This window comes from Ellagibacter isourolithinifaciens (assembly GCF_008831035.1).
Taxonomy (GTDB): domain Bacteria; phylum Actinomycetota; class Coriobacteriia; order Coriobacteriales; family Eggerthellaceae; genus Ellagibacter; species Ellagibacter isourolithinifaciens.
Genome location: NZ_WAJR01000027.1, coordinates 1 through 22,937 on the forward strand (window position 1 = coordinate 1; position 22,937 = coordinate 22,937).

Consider the following 22,937-nt stretch of genomic DNA (forward strand, 5'->3'; position numbering starts at 1 on the left):
TACGTCGCGCCCGTGGCCCTCCTCGTAGAGTTCGACGGCGCGCCGTCGAACCCCCGCATCGTAAAGCGGTCTTCCAGACATAAAGAAGCCTCCCATTTCTCTTGTCCAAGAACTGGGAGGCAGTTCATTTCGGGGCTCTTTTTTCGTTGGCTCTGATTTCACTTTAGTATTTTCTTGCGTTCAAACGCAATTGGCATGCGTTCAAATTCTAAAGTCTGATTGCACAAATGCAATTGCGAAAAGTTGAGTCTATCGCACTTAGATTACTTGACATGACGTATCGCGTCGTTACAATGCCTTTTAGCACTCAAAGACGGGGACTGCCAAAGCAAAATGCGAAAGCGGTTCTTCGAGAACAGGAAGCGAAACGCCATGAAGAAATTCAAAACAGAGAGCAAGAAACTGCTCGACCTCATGATCAACTCGATCTACACCAATCGCGAGATCTTCCTTCGCGAGCTTATCTCGAACGCGTCCGATGCGGTCGACAAGCTTTATTTCAAGAGCCTGACGGATTCCGACGTGCAGCTTTCCAAGGATGAGCTGGCCATTCACGTCGGCTTCGACGAGGGTGCTCGCACCATCACCATCTCCGACAACGGCATCGGCATGACGAAAGACGAGCTCGACAAGAACCTTGGCACCATCGCACACTCCGATTCCCAGGCGTTCAAGACCGACAACGCCGAGCAGCAGGGCGACGACATCGACATCATCGGCCAGTTCGGCGTCGGCTTCTACTCCAGCTTCATGGTTGCCTCCAAGGTGCGCGTCGTCTCCCGCGCGTTCGGCAGCGACGAGGCGTGGGCGTGGGAATCCGACGGCGTTGAGGGCTACACCATCGCCGAGGCAGAGCGCGCTGAGCACGGCACCGACGTTATCCTTACGCTCAAGGAGAACACCGACGAGGACAACTACGACACCTATCTTTCCGAGTACGGCCTGAAGGACCTGATTAAACGCTACAGCAACTACGTGCGCTACCCCATCCAGATGGAGGTTTCCAAGACGCGCGAGAAGCCGAAGCCCGAAGACGCCGGTGAAGACTACAAGCCCGAGTACGAGACCTACACCGAGACCGACACGATCAACTCGATGATTCCCATCTGGAAGCGCAAGAAGTCTGATGTGACCGACGAGGAGTACAACGAGTTCTACAAGACGAACTTCCACGATTTCGCCGACCCTGCGCGCACCGTCTCGCTGCATGCCGAGGGCGCGTTGACCTACGACGCGCTGCTGTTCGTGCCGAGCCGCGCCCCGTATGACCTGTACAGCAAGGATTTCAAGAAGGGCCTTGCGCTTTATAGCTCCAACGTGCTCATCATGGACAAGTGCGAAGACCTCCTGCCCGACTACTTCAACTTCGTCCGAGGCATCGTCGACTCGCAGGACCTCACGCTCAACATCTCGCGTGAGACGTTGCAGCACAACAGCCAGCTGAAGGCAATCGCCCGCCGCGTTGAGAAGAAGATCAAGTCCGACCTCGAGAACTTCCTCGAAAAGGATCGCGAGGGCTACGAGAAGTTCTTCGAGAACTTCGGCCGCGGCATGAAGTACGGCCTCTACACCTCCTACGGCACGGCGAAAGACGTGCTGGGCGACCTGCTCCTCTTCTACTCGGCAAAGCAGAAGAAGATGATCACGTTCAAGGAATACGTGAAGGCTGCCGCCGATGGCCAGGAGACCATTTACTACGCCACGGGCGACTCCGTCGAGCGCATGGCGCAGCTGCCGATCGTGACGACGGTGCTCGCGAAGGGCTACGACGTGCTGCTGTGCCCCGAGGATGTCGACGAGTTCTGCATGATGGCCATGTCCGATTACGCTGTGCCCGACGCGGCCGACCCCGACTCGCTCACCGCGTGGCCGCTTAAGAATGTGGGCGGCGAGAACCTCGGCCTTGAATCCGACGAGGAGAAGAAGGAAGCCGAGGAGACGGCCGAGTCCAACAAAGACCTGTTCGAGGCCATGAAGAGCGCCCTCGACGGCAAGGTGGAGAAGGTTGCGGTGTCCACGCGCCAGACCGACGCCCCTGCCTTCATCACCACCGAAGGTGGCGTGTCGCTTAAGATGGAGAAGATTCTCGCGGGCGCGCCGAAGAGCGCCGAGGAGGAGAGCGCGGTGAAATCGCATCGCGTGCTCGAAGTGAACGCGAAGCACCCGGTGTTCGAGGTCATGCAGAAGGCACAGGAAGCGGGCGACGACGAGAAAGTGAAGCTGTACTCGGGCATCCTGTACGATCAGGCGCTTCTCGTCGAGGGCATTCCGCTGGACGATCCGGTTGCCTACACTGAGGCGGTTACGAAGTTGATGAAGTAGGCTGCAGGGCGCAGGGCGCGAACGGGGACTCGGCCGCCGAAAGGAGAATCGGGAATCGGTTCAAGAAAACCCTTGCGCTTGCGCGATTGATTCGCTATTATCTATTTTCGCGTCTGAAGCTTGTGCTTCACTCGTTTGCCAACGTGGCTCAGCTGGTAGAGCAACGCACTCGTAATGCGTAGGTCAGCGGTTCGAATCCGCTCGTTGGCTCCAGAAACTTACAGGCCGTCGGCATTAAGCTGGCGGCCTGTTTTGTTGTCGAGCGCGAGGCGGGCGGATATGGTGGTCCTTCCTGGTGGTTTTACCTCCCGCTGTCGGACGGGCTTTCTCGTTCGTGTTTTCTTTCGGGGGGAGGGGGGCTGACTCTGCTATTCTCTGTCGGACGGGGCGCTTTAGAAGGCGACAGCGCTCAAGGTGGAGAAAGGCGGGAGCATGAACATCGAGCATCTGCGTGAATTCGAATACCTCGCCGAGAACCTGAGCTTCCGCGATACTGCGCGCCATTTCTTCGTGAGTCCGTCGGTTATCAGCCGCCATATTTCGGCTATGGAAGACGAGCTCGGCACCAAACTCTTCGTCCGCTCGAAGCAATCGGTCGCCATCACTGACGCGGGCACCGTTTTCCTCGACCGATCGAAGGCCATCCTTTCCGAATACAACGCCGCCCTTGCCGAGATGTCGCGCCTCGACGAAGGCGGAAAGCCCGTGGTGCGCTTGGGCTACTTGCACAATGCGGCGCGCCCGTTCATCCTGCAATTCACGTCGTATCTGAAGGAGCATTACCCGGAAATCGAGATCGAGTTCAAGGGCATGCCGTACAAGATGCTCTACACCGCGCTCGATGACAACAGGGCCGACCTCAACATCATGCTCAACGTGTATTCGCCCCACCAGCAGCGCTATGAGCTCGCGACCATGTATCGCGATCAGTTCTGCGTGGTCGTTCGGGCGAACAGCCGGCTTGCGCGAGACTGCGCCGACGGCATCGAACTTTCGCGTCTTGTTGGTCTTGACCTGCTCCTTCCAAGCGAGAAGGATTTCCCGGGCCTGCAGGAGCGGATGCGGAAGGTGCTCGAAACCGAGCCTTCCCTTCTGATGGAGCGCGCTCGCAGCTTCCGCGACGTCGATTCGATGTACATCTAGGTGGAAACATCCAACAGCGTCGGCATTTCCACAAGCGCGAACTGGGCATACGGTTCAAGCAAGGTAGTATATCTCCCCATCAAGGGCGTCGATGCCGGCATCGACGTGAACGCCTACATCGGCCGCTCGCTTTCCGGTCGCACGCTCACGGCATGCAAAGAGGCGCTTGCGAGCTGTCAGGCCTATCTTGAAGATTTCTCTGTGCTCGAAAACGCCCGCGTGCAATGGCGGGCACGAGTGAGCGCGCTCTACTAAGCTGGCTGTTGCGCAATCGCAAACGGGGTTGTTCCGCATATTGCAACAACGCTTGCAGAATGCGAATCACCAGGTCGGCGGGAAGTCGCCTACAATCATCCCAGCGAGAAACATCCGACGGTGTTATCCCCTCCTTACAAAACCGTCGGTTGCACTCCCTTATCCCCTTTGGCTCGTCGCCCTCCTCAATCCTGTCGGCGAGCCCCTTTAAGGAGCCGTTATCCCCAATGCGGCTCCTTTTTCTTTGGTTTCTCCGCGCACCTGGGTGCCGTCGCGCAAAGCCGTTGTACTCTTTTATCGGTACCATTTGATTGCGGGCATATCGCCCGAGAGGTTCGCCGCGTTTGCGAGGAGTGTCCATGTCCATTAGATTTGCCGCAGCTCAAGCCGTAAGCTCCATTTCGACGTGGGGCTTGAAACACGTGTTCCGCAGGCCGGCGGCAAACTTCCCAGGGAAGATTGCGCTCTATGTGGACCCGCGTTTGCTCGCGAATCTGCGGGGGAAGCTCACTCGCGGTTCAATCATGGTGGTGGGCACCAACGGGAAGACGACGGTGACCAATCTGCTTGCCGACGTCCTCGAGGGGTCGGGCGCCCGCGTGGTGTGCAACCGGACGGGCGCGAATCTCGATTCCGGCGTATCGACGGCGCTTCTTCATGCGAAAGAGGCCGATTGGGGCGTCTTCGAGTCCGACGAGCTGTGGTTGAAGAAGATGACGCCGCAGCTCAAGCCGACCTACGTGCTTCTTCTGAACCTGTTCCGCGACCAGCTCGATCGTTGCGGCGAAATCGATCGCATCCAGGATAGTATTGTTGAGGCGCTCGCCGCGTCGCCTGAGACCATCCTCGTTTTCAACGCCGACGACCCCCTGTGCGCAACCATCGCTAAGCGCGCCTCCGAGCTGCCTGGGCGCGAACGGACGCGCCAGATCGCGTTCGGGGTGAGCGAGAGCATGGGCCTTGCGCAGAACACGGTCTCCGACGCCACGATGTGCCAGCTGTGCTCGTCGATGTTCGAGTATGACTTCCGCCAATATGGCCAGCTGGGAGCTTGGCATTGCCCGACGTGCGGCTTCTCCCGCCCTTCGCTCGATTTCGCGGCGCAAAATGTGGAACTTGGCGAGCGCGAGCTTTCCTTCGATATCGCCCGCCCGCAGCCGAACGCGGGCGAGTCCGCGCCTGCAAGGCCGATCCGCGCGGCATTCAGCGGTGCCTACATGGTGTACAACCTGCTTGCGGTGGGTGTCGCAGCCGACCTTGTGGGCTGCGGAAACGACGCGATTCAGGCCGCCATCGAGTCCTTCGATCCGAAGAACGGCCGTCTGCAGCGTTATTCTGTCGAGGGGCGAAGCATCCTGCTCAACCTCGCGAAGAATCCCACGGGCTTCAACCAGAACCTCAAGATCATAGAGAAGGACGCTTCTCCTAAAGCGGTCGCTTTCTTCATCAACGACAAAGAGGCTGACGGTCGCGACATCTCGTGGCTGTGGGATATCGACTTCGAGGAACTTTCGCGCCAGGAGGGCTGCGTCGTGTTCGCCGGGGGTATCCGCGGCAACGACATGCAGGTGCGCTTGAAGTATGCGGGCATTCCCTCCAAAGTGGTGAAGAACACGCAGGAATTCCTCGATGAACTGGCGAAACTTCCTCATGAGATGAATGCCTACGCCATCGCGAACTACACGGCGCTGCCGAGCGTGAAGTCTGCTCTCGATGCTGCGGAAGGCGAGGCTGGCGATCCTGCGCGGGCCGATGGCAGGTCGTCTTCAAGCGCGGATGATTCTTCGTCTATCATTGCGGCAGCTCCTGAGCCTGCGCGGGGGGCTCCGCGCGCAGTTCCGCAGCGAAGCGAGGACTGTTTGAGCACGGAGTCCCCCGCGCAGGATCGGGAGCGGACAGGGTCTAATGAGCGACTGAACGCGGTCGAACCCACCGAGACGGGGGAGTCCCCCGCGCGGGATCAGGAGCGGACTCCCATCGTAATCGCCCACATGTTTCCCGACCTGCTGAATCTCTACGGCGACGGCGGTAACGTGCGCATTCTGAGCGAGCGTCTTGCATGGCGCGGGATTCCCGTCCAAGTGAAGCGCGTCGAGTATGGTGAGTCCGTCGACCTCGGCGACGTCGACCTCGTGTTTCTCGGCGGCGGCCCCGACCGCGAGCAGAAACTCGCGTCGGCGGAGCTCATGCGCATGAAAGACGAGCTCGCCGCCTATGTGAAAGAGGACGGGCCGGTGCTCGCCATTTGCGGTGGGTATCAGATTCTCGGCAAGACCTGGCTGCTCGGCGACGAGGAGGTCCCCGGGCTCGATATCGTCGGCATCGAGACGCGCCGCCCTGGCACGTCTGCCGATCGCCTCATCGACAACATCGTTCTTTCTTCGCCTTTGGCGACGCATCCGGTGGTGGGATACGAGAACCACGCGGGCCGAACGTACCTCGCGGAAGGGGTGAAGCCTTTCGGCGCGGTGGTTTCCTCGGTCGGGCACGGCAACAACGACGCTGACAAGGCCGACGGCGCACTCTGCCGCAAGGTCCTCGGCACCTATCTCCACGGCCCGCTGCTTTCGAAGAACCCGGAAATCGCCGATTGGCTTTTGGTCGCCGCATGCGAACGCCATGCTCGGCGAACGGGTGAGAGCGAGCCTGCGCTTGCTCGACTCGACGACGCCGAGGAGCTGGCGGCAAACGCATTCATGGCGGATAAGGCCGGGGCGAAGTAGGCTTTCGTCTTGTTCGTTCTACCTGCAAAGTAGGGAAGGGGAGCCGAAAATTGTAGGTTTTCAGTGGGCGTCCTGCGGCTATTTGCCAGAATTGGGGCATCCTCGCTTGTCAATAATTAAGGCAGTCGGCAAAATCTATTTAACATGAGAAGAAATAAGAAAAAATCCCCCAATGCCGTCGGGAAGCACGGTCAACACACGATGGGCGCCCAAGCGTTCGCGAGCTTCGACCGGGAGTCCCCGACGCCCCACGCCTCCCATGCGGTGGCGTCCTTCGGTGACGGCGAAACCCCTGGCTCTGTGCAGAATCCCTACTCGCGTCGCGTGACGCAGGCGGAATATACCAAGAAGCGCAAGAGCAAGAAACGCAAGAAGATCGTGCTTGCAGTGTGCATCGCCCTTCTGGTGGTGGTGCTCGGAGGAGTCGGCGCCGCATTCGCCTACATCAACACTATCAACGCCAACCTCAACGAGGGCGTCGACGACGATCTTCGCGATGCGCTCGTCGACACGAAGTACGCCGGCGACCCGTTCTACATGCTGCTCATGGGCACCGACGGCTCGGAAGAGCGCTCGGAGTCTGCCGAGTACGCGGGCGATCAGTTCCGCTCCGACAGCATGATCCTTGCGCGCATCGACCCGCAGAGCAAGCAGGTCACCATGGTGTCGCTTCACCGCGATACGCTCATCGACATGGGCACGAACGGCAAGCAGAAGCTCAATGCGGCACACTCGATCGGCGGCGCGGCCTACACGATCGAGGTCGTTTCGAAGTTCGCGGGCGTTCCCATCTCGCATTATGCGGAAATCGACTTCGACGGCTTCAAGGAAGCGGTCGACGCGCTCGGCGGTGTGGAAGTCGACGTCCCGATGGAAATCAACGACGAGGATGCGGGCGGTCATCTCGACGCCGGCCTGCAGACTCTCAATGGCGACCAGGCGCTCATCCTGTGTCGCGCGCGCCATGCCTACGACGCCTACGGCGATGGCGACCGCTATCGCGCTGCCAACCAGCGCCTCGTGCTTTCCGCTGTCGCGAAGAAGATTCTCTCCTCCGACCCGATTACCATGGCGAACACGATTCAGGCGCTCTCCAAGTACATCACGACCGACTTCAACGTGACCGACATCGTCTCGCTCGCGTCGAGCATGAAGGGGCTCAACACCGACACTGGCATCTACTCGGCGATGGAGCCCACCACCTCGAAGCTCGTTAACGGTACCTGGTACGAATACGTGAACGAAAAAGAGTGGCAAACCATGATGCAGCGCGTCGACCAGGGCCTTCCTCCGACTACCGAGGACGAGATCGACGAGAAGAGCGGCACGGTGCTCGCCAGCACGGGCGACAAGGCGGGTGCAACCTCTAACACGTCTTCTACCACGACCGCAACCAGGTCGGGCAAGGTGGCCGTGAAGAACGGCGCGAACATCGACGGGGCCGCCGCAACTGCCGCGACGAAGATCGAGAAACTCGGCTACACCACCGAGACCGGTAACGCGAGCTCCTCGTTCTCGACGACGGTCGTCGTGTACAGCAACGACAGCCAGAAGGAAGCGGCTGAGGAAATCGTGAAACAGATCGGCAACGGTGTGGCGACCAAGAACGACGGGCGCTACACGTTCTCGACCGATTTCCTCGTGGTCATCGGCTCGGATTGGAAATAGCGCCTGCGCGCTTGCGGGCGCAGGGAGAATGGATGGAACACGCGCGGCAGCCGCATTGCGGGCCGCGCGTTTTTTATGGGAAGGAGCGTGGATGAAGTTCATCGTTATCGCGGTGGGGAAGCTCAAGGAGCGTTTTTGGACGGAAGCATGCGCGGAGTATCTCAAGCGCTTGCAGCCGTATGCGAAGACGGAGGTGCGCGAAATCGCCGACGTTGATCCGCGACGTGCGGGAGGCGTCGAGGGTGCGCGCGACAAAGAGGGCGCGGCGATTTGCGCGGAGCTCGATAAGCTGGGCCCGGACGTTCATGTGGCGCTTCTAGCGATCGATGGCAAGGAACGCTCGAGCGTGGGTATCTCGCAGCGGATCGATTCGCTCGCGCTTGCGGGGAAGAGCAGTTTCGCGTTTATCATCGGCGGGTCGGATGGTGTGAGCGCGGAGGTGCGCGCTCGGGCCGATGAACTGCTGTCATTCGGCCCGATCACCCTGCCCCACAACCTGGCGCGCGTCGTGCTCTTGGAGCAGCTCTACCGCGCGCAGAAGATTTCGCACGGCGAGCCCTACCACAAGTAGACGGCTGGCCGCGGGAAGGCGGCCAGCCGTCTGTCGAACTCAGGTTCCGCGCTCTGCGTGAGCTGTCCGCTTATGCAAGCAGCCCCTTGCCCGCACCGGAAGCAACCGCCGATCGTGCAACCAGATACGTCGACACCAGGTAGATGGCGTACACCGCAATCACCAGTGCGACACCAACGGCAAGCGTGCTGGCAACCGCCGAAGCGCCCCAAATCGACAGCAAGTTCTCGTACAGAATGCTGATCGCGCAGGCTGAATGACATCCCGCAACGAGAAGCGGCGCCCCGAAGTAAATGCCAACCTGCGTGCGCAGGCTTCGCAGAACCATGCCTCTGTCGCACCCCAGCTGAGCGAGTAAACGATAGCGCGGAATGCTGTCCGCTACCTCGGAGAGCTGCTGGACGGAAAGAACCGCCGCCGTGGTCATGAGGAAGATGAACCCGATGTAGAGCGCCAGGTAAACTAACAGCAGCGTAAGCCCCATGCTGTCGGCGACAACGCTTTCGCTCGTGTCGTAATAGGACACCGGCCATGCGCCGGGATCGTAAGTCCAGCCCTTTTCGGCAAGCTCTTCACTCGGCGGTGCCGCCTTCCCGTATTCAGCCATTATGTCTTTCATGGCCTGCTCTTGCGAATCACTTGCCAGATTGACGTTCAGCTCGCTCAAGTACGGCAGATCGCCAGCGGCGAACCTGTCGGCTGCCAACTCATCGGGAACCACCAGCACAGCGAGGAGGCAACTCATGCTGCTTACCTGGAGCGACTGCGAAACAACCTGCCCTGATGCGGTCAGCTCATGTCCATCGACGGTAATGGTCCGCCCTTTCTGGCCGAGGGCCTGCGCGTACTTGGCCGACTTGTCAACCGTGTTGTCGACCAAGTATTCGTCTGCAGCAAGCTCGATCGGCTTTTCGCCTGCAAGTTGCCGTGCAGCGTTGAACTGCGACAACGACACGTACTGCACGCCTTCGTCGGCCATGCTGGAGCTCTCGTCGGAGCCGATTTGGTCAAGCGTGAAGCCGCACGCATCGGCAAGCTGCTTGTTTGTCAAATCGTTCGCAAGCCATGTGTCCACCTGAGCCGATCCGGTCACGCGCTCGTCCCAATCAGGGATGAGCGATTTGAGATACGCAGCGGTGGAGCCGCCGTTCTCTTGCCAAAGGCGGCAAATCTCGTTGCGCTGGGCTTTGGTTTCCTCAATCGCTGCGGCCTTCTCCTTTTCCCCGCCATACTGCCCGGCGGGCACCGCCTCCATGTCGGAGGTGTCAAGCGCCATCAGGCTCGCGCGGATAGATACGTCGAACTGGGTATTCTCTTCCAGTTGATCGGAGAGCACCGACGCCAGGCTAAAGCCCGTCGAGAACACGACGATACTGAAGAACAGAAGGACGCTCACGGCCCACAGCGACACGAACGCAGTGTTCACCTTCGTTGCGATCTGGCGCATGGTGAACATGGCGAGACCCTTGAAGTACACGCCCCGCAAACGCTGGATCAGCAGGATGAAGAACCCCGACGCCGACCAGAATAGGCCCAACGTGCCGACGAGCATCAACAGGGTTGCGATGCGGAAGTGCTCGCCGAAGTAGACCAGTCCGTCGATGTTGAGCTCGGCGTACGCCTTTGCCAAGATGAGGCACGACAGCACGAACACAATCAGACAGATGAGGGGGTTGCGCACGGGCATGCGCTCGTTGCGGGAGTTGGCCGAAAGCAGTGTGGCAAGCTTGCAGCGTGAAATCTGCACGGCGTTGAACAGGGCAACCACGACGAAGATGAGCGCGAAACAGCCCAGGGTCAGCTGCGCGGAGTGGATGCTGAACAGCAGGTGGTAGTCGCTGATTGCCACGCCGATAAGGCCCGCTGTGGCGAAGGCGATCGCCTGTGAGATTAGAAAGCCCAGCTCCAGGCCCACCACCAGCGCAAGCACGCCGACGATCAGCGTTTCCGTCAGGACCACCGAGGAAACCTGTCGTGGGCTCATGCCAAGCAAAAGATAGGTGCCGAACTCTTTCTTGCGCGCCCGAACAACGAACCGGTTGGCGTACAGGACCAAAAAGCCCAAAACGACGGCGACGACCACGCTGAAATAGGTCATGACCTGAGACAGGATGTCGAAAACGCTCGCGCCCGACGCGAGGAACATGTTTTCGGCGCCTTCCTGGGCCTCGAACAGCACACGGGAGTCCCCGATGGCGTTGAAGGCGTAAAACACCGCCACGCCCAAAGTCAGGGTAACGAAATATACAGCGTAATCGCGCACGCTGCGGCGCACGTTGCGCAAGGCAAGTTTCAACAACATGATGACCGCCGCCTAGTTGCCGAGCGCGGTGACGTGCGATGCCACGAAACCGACCGCGGAGGATGAGCCCTGCTTGCCGGAAAGGAACGCCTGGACCTCAAGGATGCGCTGGTAGAAGTCGGTTCTGCTGTTATCGCCGCGACGCAGCTCGTTGAACAGCTTGCCGTCTTTGATGAACAGAATACGATCGGCGTACGATGCCGCAACCGCGTCGTGTGTGACCATCATGATAGTGGCGTGCAGCTTCGTGTTCAGAACCTCGAGGGTTTCAAGAAGAACGGCGGCGTTGCGTGAGTCGAGCGCTCCTGTGGGCTCGTCAGCAAGAACCAGCTTCGGGTCGGCAACGATGGCGCGGGCTGCAGCCACGCGTTGGCGCTGGCCGCCCGACATCTGGCGCGGGTACTTCCGCAGAACGTCCGTCACGCCCAAAAGAGTGGCGGTGCGCTCGACCTTCGTTCGGACGGCGTCGGCCTTCTCTCCCTTGATGGTGAGGGCCAAAGCGATGTTCTCGAAACCGGTCAGGGTATCGAGCAGATTGGCGTCCTGGAAGATGAAGCCCAGGTCGTCGCGGCGAAACTTGGAGAGCTGGCGGCTGCGTAGCTGCGTGATGTCGCGGCCGTTCAAGATGATGCTTCCGCTGGTCACAGTATCGATAGTGGAAATGCAGTTCAAAAGCGTGCTCTTACCCGAGCCCGATGGGCCCATCACGCCAACGAACTCGCCTTCGCAGATATCGAACGACACGTCATCAAGCGCACGTGTGACGGCCTCGCGCGAGCCGTACACCTTCAAAACGTCGCGCACGGAGAGCAAAACCTTGCGGCTGTTGGACTGATTCGCATTCGCGATGCCTGCTGGAGGGGTTGCGGTAACCACAGACATGGGGATTCCTTTCTCTTCGATTCGGCACATCCCCATGATGCGACGAGTGCGAAAACGGAGCCATCGAAGGGCCTTACCGCAATCTTACGGTTTTGTAAGGTTGGCAGCCAAGTCTATGCGCGTGCGGTCGAGCGGGAAGGTGAGCGCGATGGTCGTACCCGCCCCCTCTTCCGAGGAAACGCGCAGGCCAAGGCCCATTCTCTCGCAGGCGACAGCGGCAAGGTAGAGCCCCATGCCCGTCGCTTTGTGGTGCGTGCGACCCTGGCTTCCCGTGAATCCGCGGTCGAACACGCGCGGCACGTCGGCAGCGGGAATGCCGTCACCATCGTCGCTGATCAAAAGCTCGATGCACCCGTCTTTCGTCCCTGCGTCCTTCACCGCGCCTTCGAAGCGAACGGTCTTCGCGCCGTACTTCGCCGAGTTCTCCAGAACCTGCCCGATGATGAAGTCGACCCATTTCGCGTCGGCGAACACCTCGAGCGCCTCGTCGATCGCGAAATCAAGCGATACTCCCGCGCCGATGAGCGTGCGCGACTTTTGGCGGCACGCCTTGCGCGAGAGTGCCGCAAGGTTTAACTCCTCGATGGAGAAATCCTCGCTCAGTGTTGCCGAGCGCGCGTAGTATAACGCCTGCTCGACGCGCGACTCGATGCGATCGAGGTCACCGCGCACCTCATCGACCCCGGGCCCGTGAAGGCTCGATAGCGCCAACTGCGCCGACGCGATGGGCGTCTTCGCCTCGTGCACCCAAAGCTCGATGTAGTTACGGTAATCCTTCATGTCGCGGGAGCGGACGGCGAGCTCGTCCGAGGCGGCCTTGCCCTGCACGGCGAGCGCGCGATAGGCGATGGATCCCTCCAGCGTGCGCGGCTTGTCCAGAATCGACGAGAGGTAGCGCGCGTTGTCGGGCGAATCGCAGAACAGGTTCAGCTGCTGGTAGAACTCGCGATCGCGCGAGAATCCGACAGCAAGTACGATGCAGGCGAACAGGGCCTCGCAGATGGAAACAAGCGCGATTGAGGAAGCGTTCGAGCTGGTCACAACCATGATGCCCGCAACAACGAGCATGAGGGCGACCATGCCGAGCAAAAACCCGGCGCGCGAGCGAAGATACGCCCCGAGCGAGTACGCGCGATCGGGGCGGTCTTCGGCGGGGAACGACGTAGACGCGGGATCGTAGGGCGAACCAGAGGCCGCGTGGTCGGGCTTTTCCCGATTCGAGCTGCTCATCGAACCACATACCCCAGGCCGCGGCGGGTGGTGATGAAGTCGTCGGGCACACCTGCAGACTCCAGGCTGCGGCGCAGGCGATTCACGTTCACCGTGAGCGTGTTGTCGTCGACGAACGCGTCGGTCTGCCACAGTTCGTCCATCAGCTCGCTGCGCGAGATGATGGATCCCGCGTTCTCCATAAGGATGCGTAAAATTAGAAGCTCGTTGCGCGAGAGCTCCACGCGCTTGCCGCGGTACGAAACCACGGCCCGCACGCTGTCGAGGGAAACGCCGCCATGATCGATTTGCCCGCGCGCCGAATCGGCAGACCCGCTGCGGGCGAGAGCGCGGTCGATGCGGGCAAGCAGCGCAGCGGGGCGATACGGCTTGACCACGTAATCGTCCGCGCCGACGTTCATGCTCATGACCTCGTCAAACTCGCTGTCCGAAGAAGTCAGCACAATGATGGGGACGTTGCTTTCCTGACGAATCGCTCGGCAGATTTCGTGGCCGTACGCGCCGGGAAGCGAAAGGTCGAGCAGGATGCAGTCGGGGGCGGCAGTCAAAGCCTCGGCCGCGGCGTTCGTAAACGACTCGCAGCAAAGGCACTCGTGGCCCTTGAGCTGCAGCATGCGCACAAGATTTTCCCGCAGCGAGACATCGTCTTCGACAATAAGCAAACGCGCCATCGGTCCCCTTTCGCGTCGATCGGATAAGCCGATGATAACGCAACGGGAAACTATCTGGCATTTTGTTATCGTATTGTAGCGGCGCCTTCGCGCCCTTAAAGTGACCAGCATCGTGGGTGCTGCCAGAGCCGCCGCTCCGTTAAATGCGCAGGCCGACGTGTAGAACATGCGTGTTCGGCCGTTTGCTGCGGGTCTTGGGAAGTGTGGGGCGGCGAGATAGAAAGTCAAGTGTGCCGCCCCCGCAGTTGGAAGGTAATGAACGGGAAGGTGGGCGAGCGCTTGCATAAGGAGGACACAGACGCTCGCCTGGTGTGTTTCAGACCTCTTCAAGTATAGGACGTATGCCAATAAATGACAAGCGCCAATCTACGGTATTTCATGCATGTCGCACTGCGCGCTCGCGCTATACTGGTGCGATTGCGGGCAGTGTGTCCGCCTCGGCTACGGGCGGCATGCCCGCGCGTCGCTTCTCGCTTGGAAAGGTGAATCGATGAGACTGATCTCGTGGAACGTGAACGGCCTGCGCGCTGTTATGAAGAAGGGGTTCGAGGATATCGTGGCCGAGTTCGACGCCGACGTCTTTGCCCTGCAGGAGACGAAGCTCCAGGCGGGGCAGGCGACGCTCGATCTCCCCCAATACCTGGAGTTTTGGAGTTATGCCGAGAGGAAGGGTTACTCGGGGACAGCGGTCTTCACCAAGCGCGCGCCTCTTCAGGTGCTCCACGGGTTGGGTTCGGAATACCTCGATACTGAGGGGCGCATCGTCGCGCTCGAGTTCCCCGAGTTCTGGTTTGTCGATGTGTACACGCCGAACGCGCAAAACGAGCTCGCCCGCATCGGGCATCGCATGGAATGGGACGACGCGTTCCGCGACTTTTGCAAGGGGCTTGAAGAGGGCGTGCTTCCCGGGGACGTTCCCGTCGAGCGCGCCGACGCCGACGGGATGGTCACTCTCGGCCCCGACGCCCCCAAGGACACCCCGCGCCACTCGCTCGGGGCGGGGCACATGCCCAAAGAAGTGCTTCCTCTGACGCAGGCGGGGGAGACTGCCGCGCCGAAGCCTGTCATCATGTGCGGCGACTTCAATGTGGCCCACAACGAGATAGACTTGAAGAACCCTGGCCCTAACAGGGGCAATGCGGGTTTCTCCGACGAGGAGCGCGGCAAATTCTCCGACTTGCTCGCCGCAGGCTTCACCGACACGTTCCGCACCCTTCATCCCGATACGACGGGTGCGTACTCGTGGTGGAGCTATCGTTTCAACGCGCGCAAGAACAACGCGGGGTGGCGCATTGATTACTTTTTGGTGAGCGACGGAATCGCCGACAAGGTGGAGGACGCGAGCATTTACAATGAAGTATTCGGAAGCGACCATTGCCCGGTGGGCATAGACATAGCACTGGAGGATTAACGGCCTATGGATACTCGGAAAATCGAAGAAGGAGTGCGCCTCATTCTCGAGGGCGTAGGCGAGGACCCCGATCGCGAAGGGCTTCGCGAAACGCCTGCCCGCGTGGCGCGCATGTACGAAGAGGTGTTCGCGGGGCTCGCGCAAGATCCCGCCGTCCACTTCGAGAAGACCTTCGACGAGCACTGCAACGAGATGGTCCTCGTGCGCGACATCTCCTTCTATTCGATGTGCGAGCATCATCTGGTGCCCTTCTTCGGCAAGGCGCACATCGGCTACATCCCCGCCGCGGACGGCCGCGTGTGCGGACTCTCGAAGCTCGCGCGCCTCGTGGAGGTGTTCGCGAAGCGTCCCCAGGTGCAGGAGCGCCTGACCGGGCAGATTGCCGACACCCTGGTGGAGCAGCTCCATCCGCAGGGCGTCATCGTGGTGCTCGAGGCCGAGCACATGTGCATGAGCATGCGCGGCGTGAAGAAGCCGGGCAGCCGCACAGTCACGAGCGCAGTGCGCGGCGTGTTCGCGGGATCGACGCCCGCTTCGCGCGCTTCTCGCAGCGAGGCCATGTCGCTTATCCTTCGCGACGCTCGCTAGGCGCAGCGCACGTCGTCGCCGGCGGGCGAATCGGGTAGTATGGGAACCACAAGAAACGGATGAAAGGTGCAACCATGAAGTGCGTTATCTCTGTTCTGGGCAAGGACCGCAGCGGCATCGTCGCGGCAGTGGCGGTGGCGCTTGCGGAATGCGGTGCGAACATCGACGATATCAGCCAGACCATCTTGAACGACATCTTCTCGATGACGATGCTCACTACGCTCGATACGGAAAAGGCCGACTTCGACACCGTGCAGGACAAGCTCAAGGCGGTGGGCGAGGATCTCGGCGTGCAGATCATCATCCAGCGCGAAGACGTCTTCCAGTACATGTACAAGATTTAGAAAATGACATCTGAGCTGGGGCTCGCTTAGCTCCAACTCATATCACGCCACATTGCGGCCATATCGCCCGTCGGGAAGATTGATTCTCGGCGGGCTTTCTTTTTGCCCGATTCTATTCGTCATTCACTATAATGGAGCATGAGCGATAAGGGTCGCAAGCTTGTACTGCGGCACATGAACAGGAGGAACTATGAGAGATCATTCCCAGCATATCCAGCTCTCCCGTGAGCAGGCGGTTTCGTCGATGCTCGAGGCGATGGATGCGGCACCTGCGGGTTTCGGGTGGGCGAACATCGCCGCGGGCGAGGATTTGCACAGCGGCGAGGTTGCTCGAAAATGCTGCGAGCAGGTGGCGCTCGCCGATTCGGTGGGGCGTGTGCTCGCCTATGACGTGGTCTCTCGGTGCGACATGCCCTCCGCGCTCACGTGCGCGATGGACTCGATCGCCCTGCACTGGTCCGATTTCGAGAACCTCGCGGAAGGCGAGCTTCCCGACACGAGCGCATGGGTCCGCGGGGTGGATTGGCAGTTCGCGAACACGGGCGTCGCAATGCCCGAAGGGTTCGACACCGCTATCGTCATCGAGCACGTGCAGGTGTCGGAAGACCAGCAGCACGTGACCATCGACGCCGCCCCCTCGAAGCAGGGTGCGGGCACGCGTCCTGCGGGTTCGACCATGAAACGCGGCGATGTCCTCGCGACTGCCGGCACGGTTGTGACGCCTGACGTTGCGGCGCGCATGGGTACGGGCGACAATGCCGTGGTTCCTGTGGTTCGCAAGCCCCGCGTGGCCTTCATCCCCACGGGCAACGAGCTTGTTCCCGCAGGTATCCCCCTCGATCCGACGCGCGTCGATCAGTTTGCCGCCCGCGGCCGCAACTTCGAGACGAACAGCATCCTCGTGCGCGCGAAGGTGGAAGCGTGGGGCGGACAGTTCGTTCCCTTCGACATCGTGTGCGACGAGCGCCCCGAAATTGAGGCCGCCATCAAGCGCGCATGCGAGGTTGCCGACATCGTCGTTCTAAACGCGGGCTCCTCGAAGGGCTCGGACGACTGGTCGTGTGAGGTCATGGAGGAGATGGGGCACATGATCTGCCATCAGACGAACCACGGCCCCGGGCATCACAGCTCCTACGCCGTCGTTGACAACGTGCCCATCGTGGGCATCTCCGGTCCTTCGGGCGGCGCGTCGTTCACCCTTGATTTCTACCTGCGTCCGCTTATGCGCAAGTATTTGGGGCTTAATCCTATCGTGCCGAAGACGGCGGCCCGCTTGACCGAGGCGTTCCCGGCTCCGAAGCACGGCCCGGGTGCGAAGAACGGCAAGCCCGCAGGCGAGGATCGCCCGCGCGAGCATCCCGACCATGCGCCGGGGGAGCCGGAATTCTTCGGCATCCGCCCTCTCCGTGTGGAGCCGAGTGCCGACGGCGTGCTCGAGGCGACGCCGATCGACGGTCGCCCCGGGTCGAAGACGGCATGGGGAGCGAACGCCTTCACTATGATGGGCATGGGCCCCGGCATCGAGCCTCCCGCGGCGGGCGATATCATCGAGGTGGAGTTTCTCTAGCGAAGCTCCTCGGCGACGCTTTCCCGCATGGTGTTATACTTTCTTGCAGTGATTGGCAGTTTGCAACGGCAACCCGGTGCCCGAAGGGTGCGGGGAGAAAGGAGCGCGTTATGTCTATGAACAAAGTGCTCGCTGCGGTGGATGCAACTGATGGCGGTCGCAAGGCGTTGGAGCTTGCGATCAGCGTGACCGAGAACAACCCCGATGCTGTCATCGACTTGGTGTACGTGGTGCCGATTCCCTTGCTCGACGATTCCCAGATGACGAGCTTCCGCTCCATCTTGGAAATGATGATGAACGATGGGAAATCGCTGCTCGAGAGACTGGTCGGCGCTCACGAGGATGCGGCCGATCGCCTGAACCCGCTGCTCATCACGGGAACGAACCCCGCTACCGAGATTGTAAAGCTGATCGACCAGGGCGACTACGACCTCGTCGTCATCGGCAACCGCGGGCTTTCGGGCATGAAGGAGTACATGGGCAGCGTCAGCCATAAGGTGCTGCATGGTTCCTCTGTGCCGGTGCTCATCGCCAAGTAAGCCAGACTTCGAAACAAGGAGCGTTCTGTGAGCGAATCGAAAAGCGAGCAGGGCGGCAGGGAAAAGGAGCGCGTGCGCAAAAACGCGCTCCTTTTGTTCAGCAAGCCGCCGATTCCGGGTTTGGTGAAAACCCGCCTGACCGTGCTGAAAGACGGTGTGTTCCAGCCCGAGGTCGCCTCGGGGCTCTACCACTGCATGCTCTTCGATGTGGTGGAAATCTGCTGCGCGGCGATGGCGGATTTGGAGCGCGAAAGCGCCGAGCGGGCACAGGCGGCCCTGGCCGCAGGCGAGGAAGTGGTGCGCGACGAGTACGAGATGATCATCTCGACGACGCCCGCAAAGAACGTCGAGGTGATGCGCAAGCTGTTTTCCGATGCGGGCGAATGGCCGCGCGAGCTGGTGTTTCTCTGCGATGAAGGCGCCAGCTTCGACGAGCATTACAACCAGGCGTTCGAGAAGACGTGGGCGCGCGGTGCTGATTGCATCCTCTCGATGGGCGCCGATATGCCCGCTCTCACCAAGGCCGACGTGCGCGCAGGGTTCAACGCGCTCCACAAGCTCGATGGAGTTGCGGGCGGTGGCATCGTGCTCGCTCCCGACCAGGAGATGGGCGTGTCGGTGATCGGTTGGACGCGCGAGACCGACTTCGACCACTCGGGCGTGTTCTACAACCAAGAGGGCCTCACGGTACTTCCCGCCTATATCGACAAGGCGCGAAAGCAGGGGCTCCCTGCGCTTTATCTGCCGCCTATTCCCGACGTGGACACGATGGCAGACCTCATGCACAACATCACGCTCGTCGAGGCGCTCAACTACTGCGCGCAATACGACGACGTCACGCCGCCGTGGCGCACGGCCCAGGCGCTCAAGGAGATGGGGTGGGACGAAGTGCGCGTTCCCCCCAACGACCTGCACGACCCGCGAGAGGAAATCGATAAGTAAGGGAATTGGGCGGGCGAAGATTTGTCTCCCGCCTCGCTTAGAAGTGTCGAGAAGTTTTCCATCTCCCGTCTCGCCTTGAAGTCAGCGAGCGAGGTTCTGGCGAGTGCAGATGGCGTGAAAAGAGTTCGAAGCGTACTTCGGTACGCGAGAAATCTTTGGAACGCCAGCTGTGCCGCCAGAGCCTCGCGCAGCGTCGGCCCGTTCCGGCGGTCGTCAGACCGCCGGAACCACAAGCTCCCAGAAGGCAACCGCGCTTGCGGCAGCGACATTCAAGGAATCTACCTGGTGGTACATGGGGATCTTCACCGTGTAATCGCAACGGGCGATGGTGCTCTCGGCCAGGCCGTCGCCTTCCGTGCCCAGTACGAGCGCAATTTTCTCGCATTCCTTCAGCTTCTCGTCGCGCAAGCTCACCGAGTTGTCGGAAAGCGCGAGCGCTGCCGTGGTGAAGCCGAGCTCGTGGAGCAAGGGGATGCCGGTTTGTGCCCAATCGTGGGCGTCTTCCCCGATGCGCGCCCAGGGAATTTGAAACACAGTGCCCATCGAAACGCGCACCGCGCGGCGGTAGAGCGGGTCGTAGCATGCCGGCGTGATCAGCACGGCGTCGACCCCGAGTGCTGCTGCCGAGCGGAAGATCGCCCCGACGTTGGTGTGGTTCGTGATGTCTTCTAAGACCGCGACGACGCGCGCTCCCTCGCATGCCTCGGCGACGCTTAACGGGCGTGGTCGGCGAAAGGCCCCCAAGGCGCCGCGCGTCAGCTCGAAGCCGCAGAGTTTCTGCAGCTCATCGTGGGGAGCGACAAACACGGGGATGGTGGGGTCGATCTGTTCGATGCGCTCGACGATGCTCGCCATGGAGGGCAGCCATTTCTCCTCCATGAGCAGCGACAACGGCTGCATTCCCCCTTCGAGGGCGCGCTCGATTACCTTTCCCGACTCGGCGATGAAGATGCCCTTCTCGGGTTCGAGCTTGTTGCGCAACTGTGCTTCGGTGAGCCGTGCATAGACGTCAAGGCGCTCGTCTTCAAGCGTGTCGATTCTCGCAATCATGATGGTCTAAATCCCCTTCGGAGCGCGCATTGCGGGAAGTTCGCTTGCATCGGTCGAAGTGCGCGTTGCGGGCGGCGCGGTCGTGCCCGTCGGCGCCAACGTGCGGGAACCGAGCGTGCGGGGATGGTGGCCCGACGTGGGGGCGTTGCAAGGTGCGGCTGCGCCCGTCGTTCGGTCGGCTTGATCTGCCGCCTGGCCGGTTGCGTAGTACTCCGCTTCGATCGCGCGCGCCGTGTCGCCTGCGATGTCCTGCACCTGGGAGAGCCCCTGTTCGAGGAATTCAGCCACGCTCATGATGTGCGCGCCGATATAGGCCATGTCCTCGATGTTTGCGCGCTGAACCTCGGGCGTGCGCGAGGAGGTGGCGTCTTCCAAGACGACGACGTTGTAGTTCAGGGAAAGTGCGTCGTAGCAGGTCGAGCGCACGCAGTTCGGAGTCGTGGTGCCCGCGAGCACCACGGTGTTTATGCCCTCGCGCGAGAGCACGTCGTCGAGCTGCGTGTCGAAGAACGCTGAGAAGCGCGGCTTCACCATCACGCGGTCGCCGTCTGCGGGCGTCAGCATGTCAGGCCAGTTGAGCGAGCTCTCGTCCTCGCTCGCGGGGGAAAGCGGGCGCCCCCCGTCGCGCCATTGCCGATAACGCACGGGTTCCACGTTCGCGCCGTCGGCGCTGTAGATGCGGCGGATATGGAAGATGCTCATTCCGATCGAGCGCGCGAAATCGAGAGCGTGGGCGCAGGCGGGCACCGTGTCCGCAGCACCCGCAACGCACAGGGCGCTCGTTGGGTCGATGAAGCCGTTTTGCATGTCTATCAGCAGGAATGCTGCACGTGTTGGTTCTATCATAGAGTCGCTTTCCTCATGGTCGGTCTTCGTAGTATAGCGCCTCGCGCTCGGGCTTGGGCCGGCGCGGACGCGTGCGGGTTCTTGGACGGTTTAGCGATTCGTCAACGGAATCGGTGACGGTATGGGATTGTGTTGGGAATGCGGGTATACTCGTATTCTCAAAGAAGGAAAAGGGGAACAGTGTCACACGAAGACAATGCCGCCGAATCGGACGCCCAGGCACCCGACGGCGCGCTCGACCGATACGGAAATCCGGCCGATCATCCATCGTTCAACCAGTTCGTCGCCACGATTTCGGCCCTCAGGGCCCCGGACGGCTGTCCATGGGATCGCGAGCAGACGCACGTATCAATCTCCCACAACATGATAGAGGAAGCCTACGAGGCCGTTTGCGCGATCGAGGAAGAGGACGTCGCCCACCTGCGTGAAGAGCTTGGCGACGTGCTTTTGCAAGTGGTGCTCCAAAGCCAGATTGCCGCCGATGCGGGGGAGTTCACAATCGACGACGTGTGCGCCGACGTGAACGCCAAGATGGTACGCCGCCATCCGCATGTGTTCGGCAGCGTCGAGGCCTCCAACGCGAGCGAGGTGCTCGATGTGTGGGATCAGGTGAAACTTGCGGAGCGGCAGGCGACAGGCGGCGCCGACGGCTCGGGTGCGAGCGAACCCGAGGGCCTGCTTGACGGCGTGCCGCGTACCTTCCCCGCGCTCATGGAGGCGCAGAAGATTTCCCGCAAGGCTGCTGCCGTAGGCTTCGAATGGGACTCCATCGAGGACGTGTGGGACAAGGTCGCCGAGGAGAAAGCCGAGCTCATCGAGGCGTACGCCGCTGCCCCGCATGCCGCAAACGGCAAGATCGACACCTCGGTGGCGGGTGAGTTCGGCCTTGGCGAAGAGGAGGCGGCTCGTCGTGCCGAGGCGGCGGAGATGGAGTTCGGCGATGTGCTTTTCGCCCTGGTCAACGTGGGCAGGCGCATGGGGATCGATGCCGAAAGCGCCCTTCGCGCCTCGAACGCGAAGTTCCGCGCCCGCTGGGCAGCGATGGAGGAAATAGCCTCCGAACAGGGGAAACGTATGCAAGATTTCTCGACCTCGGAGCAAAACGAGCTCTGGGGCGAAGTGAAGGGGAGATAAGATGACGAGCGCCGCGCAGCTTTTGAGCGAGCAGGACCATAGGGACACGTGGTCGCTTACGATCGGCAAGGACATGTCGGATGAGGATATCGAGTTCGTGCGCGAGGCGGGAGCGAAGCTTCGCGAGCTGAGCCAGCGTTACCGCGCCGCGCTGCGCGAGATGGTCGTCCGCTTCGAGATTCTCGATCAGGATTTGAACCTGCGCAAAGACCGCACGCCCATCCATCATGTCGAATCGCGTGTGAAGACCCCCGAGAGCATCATCGAGAAGATTGGCCGCTACGGCAAGGAGCGCACGCTCGAGAACATCGAGAAGTACATCATGGACATCGCGGGCATCCGCGTGATCTGCTCCTATATTAGCGACGTGTACAACCTGTTCGACCTGCTGCAACGCCAGGACGACCTGGAAATCGTCACGGTCAAAGACTATATTGCTAACCCCAAGCCCAACGGGTATCGCAGCTTGCATGTGATCGTCCGCATTCCCGTGTACTTCCTCGATTCCAAGCAGATGGTGCCGGTCGAGATTCAGCTGCGCACCGTCGCCATGGACTTCTGGGCAAGTCTCGAGCACGACCTGAAGTACAAGGCGAAGCGCGAGATCGAGGGCATCGATTCCTACGGCGAGCTGAAGGATTGCAGCCGCATCATCGAAGACGTCGAAGCGCGCATGCAGATCCTCGCGCGAGCGCTCGACTCCGAATAGCAGGGGCATTTCTCCGCGCGGCCGCCGCGTTCTCGCGGTT

20 protein-coding genes and 1 tRNA gene are annotated in these 22,937 nt (G+C 60.9%); 15 read left to right on the forward strand and 6 right to left on the reverse strand.

What is annotated here, in order from left to right:
- Positions 1-372: 372 nt before the first annotated feature.
- The 7 genes from htpG (at position 373) to F8C90_RS08920 (ending at position 8,682) form a co-directional block, all read left to right on the forward strand.
- Positions 373-2,322 (forward strand): molecular chaperone HtpG, encoded by a 1,950-nt coding sequence (gene htpG / locus F8C90_RS08890; RefSeq protein ID WP_158050165.1) that lies wholly within the window; start codon positions 373-375, stop codon positions 2,320-2,322.
- Between the two features lie 137 nt (positions 2,323-2,459).
- A tRNA-Thr gene (locus F8C90_RS08895) sits at positions 2,460-2,535 on the forward strand.
- A gap of 219 nt (positions 2,536-2,754) precedes the next feature.
- On the forward strand, positions 2,755-3,465 hold the full coding sequence (locus F8C90_RS08900; RefSeq protein WP_158050166.1) for a LysR family transcriptional regulator: 711 nt from the start codon (positions 2,755-2,757) through the stop codon (positions 3,463-3,465).
- On the forward strand, positions 3,466-3,720 hold the full coding sequence (locus F8C90_RS08905) for a hypothetical protein (RefSeq protein WP_158050167.1): 255 nt from the start codon (positions 3,466-3,468) through the stop codon (positions 3,718-3,720).
- Positions 3,721-4,079: 359 nt separating this feature from the next.
- Positions 4,080-6,443: a MurT ligase domain-containing protein gene (locus F8C90_RS08910; protein WP_158050168.1), complete on the forward strand. Its 2,364-nt coding sequence runs from the start codon at positions 4,080-4,082 to the stop codon at positions 6,441-6,443.
- A gap of 144 nt (positions 6,444-6,587) precedes the next feature.
- Positions 6,588-8,111: an LCP family protein gene (locus F8C90_RS08915; RefSeq protein WP_246155875.1), complete on the forward strand. Its 1,524-nt coding sequence runs from the start codon at positions 6,588-6,590 to the stop codon at positions 8,109-8,111.
- A 91-nt stretch (positions 8,112-8,202) separates the two neighbouring features.
- The gene (locus F8C90_RS08920; protein ID WP_158050169.1) at positions 8,203-8,682 is read left to right on the forward strand and encodes a 23S rRNA (pseudouridine(1915)-N(3))-methyltransferase RlmH; all 480 of its coding nucleotides are present in this window, start codon (positions 8,203-8,205) and stop codon (positions 8,680-8,682) included.
- Between the two features lie 70 nt (positions 8,683-8,752).
- Here the strand turns inward: F8C90_RS08920 and F8C90_RS08925 are convergent, their stop codons facing one another.
- The 4 genes from F8C90_RS08925 to F8C90_RS08940 all read right to left on the reverse strand — a co-directional run bounded on the left by F8C90_RS08925 (position 8,753) and on the right by F8C90_RS08940 (position 13,767).
- On the reverse strand, positions 8,753-10,984 hold the full coding sequence (locus F8C90_RS08925; RefSeq protein WP_158050170.1) for an FtsX-like permease family protein: 2,232 nt from the start codon (positions 10,982-10,984) through the stop codon (positions 8,753-8,755).
- A gap of 12 nt (positions 10,985-10,996) precedes the next feature.
- The gene (locus F8C90_RS08930) at positions 10,997-11,866 is read right to left on the reverse strand and encodes an ABC transporter ATP-binding protein (protein WP_158050171.1); all 870 of its coding nucleotides are present in this window, start codon (positions 11,864-11,866) and stop codon (positions 10,997-10,999) included.
- Positions 11,867-11,950: 84 nt separating this feature from the next.
- Positions 11,951-13,096, reverse strand: a complete 1,146-nt coding sequence (locus F8C90_RS08935) for a sensor histidine kinase (RefSeq protein ID WP_158050172.1) — start codon at positions 13,094-13,096, stop codon at positions 11,951-11,953.
- Positions 13,093-13,767: a response regulator transcription factor gene (locus tag F8C90_RS08940; protein WP_158050173.1), complete on the reverse strand. Its 675-nt coding sequence runs from the start codon at positions 13,765-13,767 to the stop codon at positions 13,093-13,095. Before F8C90_RS08940 ends, F8C90_RS08935 begins: the two co-directional genes overlap by 4 nt.
- Before the next feature lie 490 nt (positions 13,768-14,257).
- On the opposite strand from F8C90_RS08940, the gene F8C90_RS08945 reads away from it, so the two are divergent.
- The 6 genes from F8C90_RS08945 to F8C90_RS08970 all read left to right on the forward strand — a co-directional run bounded on the left by F8C90_RS08945 (position 14,258) and on the right by F8C90_RS08970 (position 19,158).
- Entirely contained in the window at positions 14,258-15,178 is a 921-nt protein-coding gene (locus F8C90_RS08945) for an exodeoxyribonuclease III (protein ID WP_158050174.1), read from the forward strand.
- A 6-nt stretch (positions 15,179-15,184) separates the two neighbouring features.
- Entirely contained in the window at positions 15,185-15,766 is a 582-nt protein-coding gene (gene folE, locus F8C90_RS08950) for a GTP cyclohydrolase I FolE (RefSeq protein ID WP_158050175.1), read from the forward strand.
- Positions 15,767-15,840: 74 nt separating this feature from the next.
- Entirely contained in the window at positions 15,841-16,110 is a 270-nt protein-coding gene (locus F8C90_RS08955; RefSeq protein ID WP_158050176.1) for an ACT domain-containing protein, read from the forward strand.
- A 190-nt stretch (positions 16,111-16,300) separates the two neighbouring features.
- Entirely contained in the window at positions 16,301-17,677 is a 1,377-nt protein-coding gene (locus F8C90_RS08960) for a molybdopterin-binding protein (protein ID WP_158050177.1), read from the forward strand.
- A gap of 110 nt (positions 17,678-17,787) precedes the next feature.
- The gene (locus F8C90_RS08965) at positions 17,788-18,216 is read left to right on the forward strand and encodes a universal stress protein (RefSeq protein ID WP_158050178.1); all 429 of its coding nucleotides are present in this window, start codon (positions 17,788-17,790) and stop codon (positions 18,214-18,216) included.
- Positions 18,217-18,243: 27 nt separating this feature from the next.
- A complete protein-coding gene (locus tag F8C90_RS08970; RefSeq protein WP_158050179.1) occupies positions 18,244-19,158 on the forward strand; it encodes a TIGR04282 family arsenosugar biosynthesis glycosyltransferase in 915 nt (304 codons plus the stop codon).
- A 213-nt stretch (positions 19,159-19,371) separates the two neighbouring features.
- Here the strand turns inward: F8C90_RS08970 and F8C90_RS08975 are convergent, their stop codons facing one another.
- Positions 19,372-20,208, reverse strand: a complete 837-nt coding sequence (locus F8C90_RS08975) for a TrmH family RNA methyltransferase (RefSeq protein WP_158050180.1) — start codon at positions 20,206-20,208, stop codon at positions 19,372-19,374.
- Positions 20,209-20,214: 6 nt separating this feature from the next.
- Positions 20,215-21,054 (reverse strand): cysteine hydrolase family protein, encoded by an 840-nt coding sequence (locus F8C90_RS08980; protein ID WP_158050181.1) that lies wholly within the window; start codon positions 21,052-21,054, stop codon positions 20,215-20,217.
- Between the two features lie 180 nt (positions 21,055-21,234).
- Here F8C90_RS08980 and mazG point away from each other — a divergent pair, with 180 nt between their 5' ends.
- Together mazG and F8C90_RS11320 are read left to right on the forward strand one after the other, a co-directional pair.
- Positions 21,235-22,188, forward strand: coding sequence for a nucleoside triphosphate pyrophosphohydrolase (mazG, locus tag F8C90_RS08985; RefSeq protein ID WP_281350335.1), 954 nt, complete (start codon positions 21,235-21,237; stop codon positions 22,186-22,188).
- 1 nt (position 22,189) lies between these two features.
- Positions 22,190-22,897 carry a GTP pyrophosphokinase gene (locus F8C90_RS11320; RefSeq protein ID WP_158050182.1) on the forward strand — a complete coding sequence of 236 codons (708 nt, stop codon included), beginning with the start codon at positions 22,190-22,192 and terminating at the stop codon, positions 22,895-22,897.
- Positions 22,898-22,937: the final 40 nt, after the last annotated feature.

What these genes read in the sequence shown, in the direction of transcription:
- F8C90_RS08980 (WP_158050181.1), bottom strand. Translation starts at nt 21,054, where the DNA reads ATGATAGAACCAACACGTGCAGCATTCCTGCTGATAGACATGCAAAAC.
- F8C90_RS08945 (WP_158050174.1), top strand. Translation starts at nt 14,258, where the DNA reads ATGAGACTGATCTCGTGGAACGTGAACGGCCTGCGCGCTGTTATGAAG.
- F8C90_RS08920 (WP_158050169.1), top strand. Translation starts at nt 8,203, where the DNA reads ATGAAGTTCATCGTTATCGCGGTGGGGAAGCTCAAGGAGCGTTTTTGG.
- F8C90_RS08975 (WP_158050180.1), bottom strand. Translation starts at nt 20,208, where the DNA reads ATGATTGCGAGAATCGACACGCTTGAAGACGAGCGCCTTGACGTCTAT.
- F8C90_RS08965 (WP_158050178.1), top strand. Translation starts at nt 17,788, where the DNA reads ATGTCTATGAACAAAGTGCTCGCTGCGGTGGATGCAACTGATGGCGGT.
- F8C90_RS08960 (WP_158050177.1), top strand. Translation starts at nt 16,301, where the DNA reads ATGAGAGATCATTCCCAGCATATCCAGCTCTCCCGTGAGCAGGCGGTT.
- F8C90_RS08925 (WP_158050170.1), bottom strand. Translation starts at nt 10,984, where the DNA reads ATGTTGTTGAAACTTGCCTTGCGCAACGTGCGCCGCAGCGTGCGCGAT.
- F8C90_RS08930 (WP_158050171.1), bottom strand. Translation starts at nt 11,866, where the DNA reads ATGTCTGTGGTTACCGCAACCCCTCCAGCAGGCATCGCGAATGCGAAT.
- htpG (WP_158050165.1), top strand. Translation starts at nt 373, where the DNA reads ATGAAGAAATTCAAAACAGAGAGCAAGAAACTGCTCGACCTCATGATC.
- F8C90_RS08915 (WP_246155875.1), top strand. Translation starts at nt 6,588, where the DNA reads ATGAGAAGAAATAAGAAAAAATCCCCCAATGCCGTCGGGAAGCACGGT.
- folE (WP_158050175.1), top strand. Translation starts at nt 15,185, where the DNA reads ATGGATACTCGGAAAATCGAAGAAGGAGTGCGCCTCATTCTCGAGGGC.
- F8C90_RS11320 (WP_158050182.1), top strand. Translation starts at nt 22,190, where the DNA reads ATGACGAGCGCCGCGCAGCTTTTGAGCGAGCAGGACCATAGGGACACG.
- F8C90_RS08900 (WP_158050166.1), top strand. Translation starts at nt 2,755, where the DNA reads ATGAACATCGAGCATCTGCGTGAATTCGAATACCTCGCCGAGAACCTG.
- F8C90_RS08935 (WP_158050172.1), bottom strand. Translation starts at nt 13,096, where the DNA reads ATGAGCAGCTCGAATCGGGAAAAGCCCGACCACGCGGCCTCTGGTTCG.
- F8C90_RS08955 (WP_158050176.1), top strand. Translation starts at nt 15,841, where the DNA reads ATGAAGTGCGTTATCTCTGTTCTGGGCAAGGACCGCAGCGGCATCGTC.
- F8C90_RS08940 (WP_158050173.1), bottom strand. Translation starts at nt 13,767, where the DNA reads ATGGCGCGTTTGCTTATTGTCGAAGACGATGTCTCGCTGCGGGAAAAT.
- F8C90_RS08910 (WP_158050168.1), top strand. Translation starts at nt 4,080, where the DNA reads ATGTCCATTAGATTTGCCGCAGCTCAAGCCGTAAGCTCCATTTCGACG.